The sequence below is a fragment of the Texcoconibacillus texcoconensis genome (genome assembly GCF_014202575.1).
Lineage (GTDB): Bacteria > Bacillota > Bacilli > Bacillales > Salisediminibacteriaceae > Texcoconibacillus > Texcoconibacillus texcoconensis.
Genome location: NZ_JACHHB010000033.1, coordinates 1 through 2,633, shown reverse-complemented (window position 1 = coordinate 2,633; position 2,633 = coordinate 1). Strand labels below are relative to the sequence as shown.

Below are 2,633 nucleotides of genomic sequence, written 5' to 3'. Positions count from 1 at the left end.
TGATGGATTTGCGCTTATTGAAAAATTCACCTTTCCAGTTGTTTTTCGTAAGCTGTCCATTTTGCACCATTTCATTGACGATATACCAATAAGCACCTTTCTCTTTTTGTTTGCCTACGAAATAATTATATACTAAGCGTGAACATCCCATCGTTTTATTGATGAAGACCATTTGTTTTTTATTTGGATAGATGCGGAATTTGTAAGCTTTTTTGACTTTCATTTTATTTTCACCTCACTTTCTGGTTTTGGATATATTGTCGTATCTGTACTTCTGTTTGTTCGCTTACAGTTGAGACAAAGTAAGAAAGATTCCAAAGTCCTCGGCCATGCTTGGCTTCAACCATGTCACCACCCACTTCAAATATAGGATAACATATGTTCGTATGATTCAAGGTGGATTTGCACTTGATAACCGTGTTTTCGCGATTCGCTTACTTGACGTCACACGACATAGTCGGACAATTAACGTGTCAAAGGACACGCCTTGTCCGAACCCGATTCATCTCATGACTGAAGTCACGAGTGTTCTCGGCTATATTATAAAAAATATGCCAGAGCGGTTGTCTGGCGTTGATCTTTCACATTTGAAATTCACTGTAAATCGATACGGTATCCTGAAGTTTCTTCAAAATCTTCATCAGATTTAGGAACTTTTAACGTTAGAAGACCATTTTCAAACTTTCCTTCAATTTTTTCTTCATCTATATCCCCTACATAAAAACTTCGTTGCACACTTCCATACGAACGCTCTTTACGAACAAAGCGATCGTCATCTTTTGTTTCTAATGACTCTTCTCTTTTGGCTTTGATTGTGATGTAACCATCCTTAAAATCAACTGCAACATTGTCTTTATAAAACCCGGGTAATTCTACTTCAATCGTATACTGCCATCTGCTTTCCTTCACATCTACTTTCGGAGATTGAAAATCCATTTCACCATCAAACAAACTTACGTCTCTTTGAAAAAAACTCGGTAACCGTTCAAAAAAATCACGCTTTTTTTTCGGAAATAAATTTGTCATGAACACTCACCTCCACTCAATTTTTCAGCCTCATTTTTCTAATACCACAATATTTTCCTATGAAACCGATTAATTTTTACAAATTAGTGAAATTATTCAAAGATTTACATGTCATTTCGATTTCTTTACTCAGCTTACTAGCTCAAAACATCAAAAAAGGCTTCCCAGAAGTTCATTGAACTAGTGGAATGCCTCTCGTTTAGACCTTGCTATTTGTTTTATAAGAATTCTTCTGCATAGGAAACGTCTTAGGAGATGCTCCTTCACCCTTTGTTAGGTCCAAATACTCGGTTTTCAATCGGTTTGTATTCCCCTTTTAGCCGTTTATTTAATGTTTGTCTCCAACTATCGGCTAAAAGTTGGCAAGAAGCTAGTTCTTCTGTTAGCTGGAGATCATCTTTTTTCTTATGCATCACTTCATTACATTTTGCAACCGTCCAATGTGGATAGGGCCTCTCGATAAGTGTGAGGTCCTGCTCCGCCTGCACATATCCTTCTTTTAAAATACGAAAATACCAGCCTGTCCTTCCCGATTCTTGAATACGTAAAGCAAAATCCATCCTGCGAAATCGACGTGCCGGCTTCCAACATGGTTGGCGCGGTTGCGCTACTTGGATTATTGCATCGCCAAATTGATAAGTATCACCTAAGCACACAGCGTGCTCGTCCATATGAGAAACAGCTAAATTTTCCCCCATTGCACCAATTCCTATATCGCCAAGAGCCAGCTCGCTTTTCCAATAATCATAATGTGATGTTGGATATGCTAATATTGCTTTCTCAGGACCTCCGTGGTTTTTCTTATCAGCGACTTCATCACCTAAAAGTCCTGTTTCCCCTAGCCATTTTTCACCTTGAACGATGTCTTTAAAGATGCCACTCTCCCACTCTCTATCCATACGATCGGTTGCGTTAGGGTCGCCAACTTTACGTGCTTTTCCGGTCAATAAATGTTCGACAAATGGTGTATTCATCGCGGTTTCCTCCCTCCAGATGTTTGCGCTTACAATGAGGATGAATCCTATGATATGTCCTGTTCCCAGTGAAAGTACACTTTTAATTTGATTAAAGGATTTATTGTTACTTACAACGATTAGTTGAATCGACCTTTTCTTATTGTCAATCACTTCTTTTTAAATGATCAAGCGTTTTCCCATCTATATTTTTCCATTCAATCCAACCGTTTGCATTTCTACCCAAAATAACAGCTGCAGCTTGACTTGGTGAATTGAACGGATAGTCAATGTTAAAAATATATACACCGTTTTTCTCCGTAACAACCTCATCTTTAATAAGCTTTTCCCTATTTGTCAGTAAATAGTTATGAATACTACTGGATGTACTCTTTGACATTTGTGACCCTTTATATACAACAAAACCTTCCTCACTATATTCGCCCTGTGCTGCAAGCCCACTTCTTTTACAATAAAAAACACTCTCACTTTGAAAGTTTGGATGTTCTGACACCTTCGATGATGATCTTATCTCATCAAACAAACGATAGCCTAATGTTGTAAGCGTCAAGTAAAAATGAACACTTTTTGCTAATTAATTCTGAACACTTTCTTCCTTAAAAATGGAAGTTCGATTCTTCATTCTGTAACTAT

The 2,633-nt window shown here is 37.7% G+C and carries 5 protein-coding genes; all 5 read right to left on the bottom strand.

Going from position 1 to position 2,633, the window contains the following annotated elements; translation table 11 throughout:
- A partial coding sequence (locus HNQ41_RS16480; RefSeq protein WP_184665528.1) for a helix-turn-helix domain-containing protein occupies positions 1–223 on the bottom strand: 223 nt, incomplete at its 3' end.
- A gap of 7 nt (positions 224–230) precedes the next feature.
- Positions 231–347: a transposase gene (locus HNQ41_RS16475; RefSeq protein ID WP_281394043.1), complete on the bottom strand. Its 117-nt coding sequence runs from the start codon at positions 345–347 to the stop codon at positions 231–233.
- Positions 348–594: 247 nt separating this feature from the next.
- A complete protein-coding gene (locus HNQ41_RS16470) occupies positions 595–1,026 on the bottom strand; it encodes an Hsp20/alpha crystallin family protein (RefSeq protein WP_184665527.1) in 432 nt (143 codons plus the stop codon).
- A 263-nt stretch (positions 1,027–1,289) separates the two neighbouring features.
- Positions 1,290–2,000: an MOSC domain-containing protein gene (locus HNQ41_RS16465; protein WP_184665526.1), complete on the bottom strand. Its 711-nt coding sequence runs from the start codon at positions 1,998–2,000 to the stop codon at positions 1,290–1,292.
- Between the two features lie 145 nt (positions 2,001–2,145).
- The gene (locus HNQ41_RS16460; protein ID WP_184665525.1) at positions 2,146–2,379 is read right to left on the bottom strand and encodes a DUF4357 domain-containing protein; all 234 of its coding nucleotides are present in this window, start codon (positions 2,377–2,379) and stop codon (positions 2,146–2,148) included.
- Positions 2,380–2,633 lie beyond the last annotated feature (254 nt).

Bases quoted from the DNA above. Each gene is read 5' to 3' on its own strand.
- HNQ41_RS16475 (WP_281394043.1), bottom strand. From the start codon at position 347: ATGGTTGAAGCCAAGCATGGCCGAGGACTTTGGAATCTTTCTTACTTT.
- HNQ41_RS16470 (WP_184665527.1), bottom strand. From the start codon at position 1,026: ATGACAAATTTATTTCCGAAAAAAAAGCGTGATTTTTTTGAACGGTTA.
- HNQ41_RS16460 (WP_184665525.1), bottom strand. From the start codon at position 2,379: ATGTCAAAGAGTACATCCAGTAGTATTCATAACTATTTACTGACAAAT.
- HNQ41_RS16465 (WP_184665526.1), bottom strand. From the start codon at position 2,000: ATGAATACACCATTTGTCGAACATTTATTGACCGGAAAAGCACGTAAA.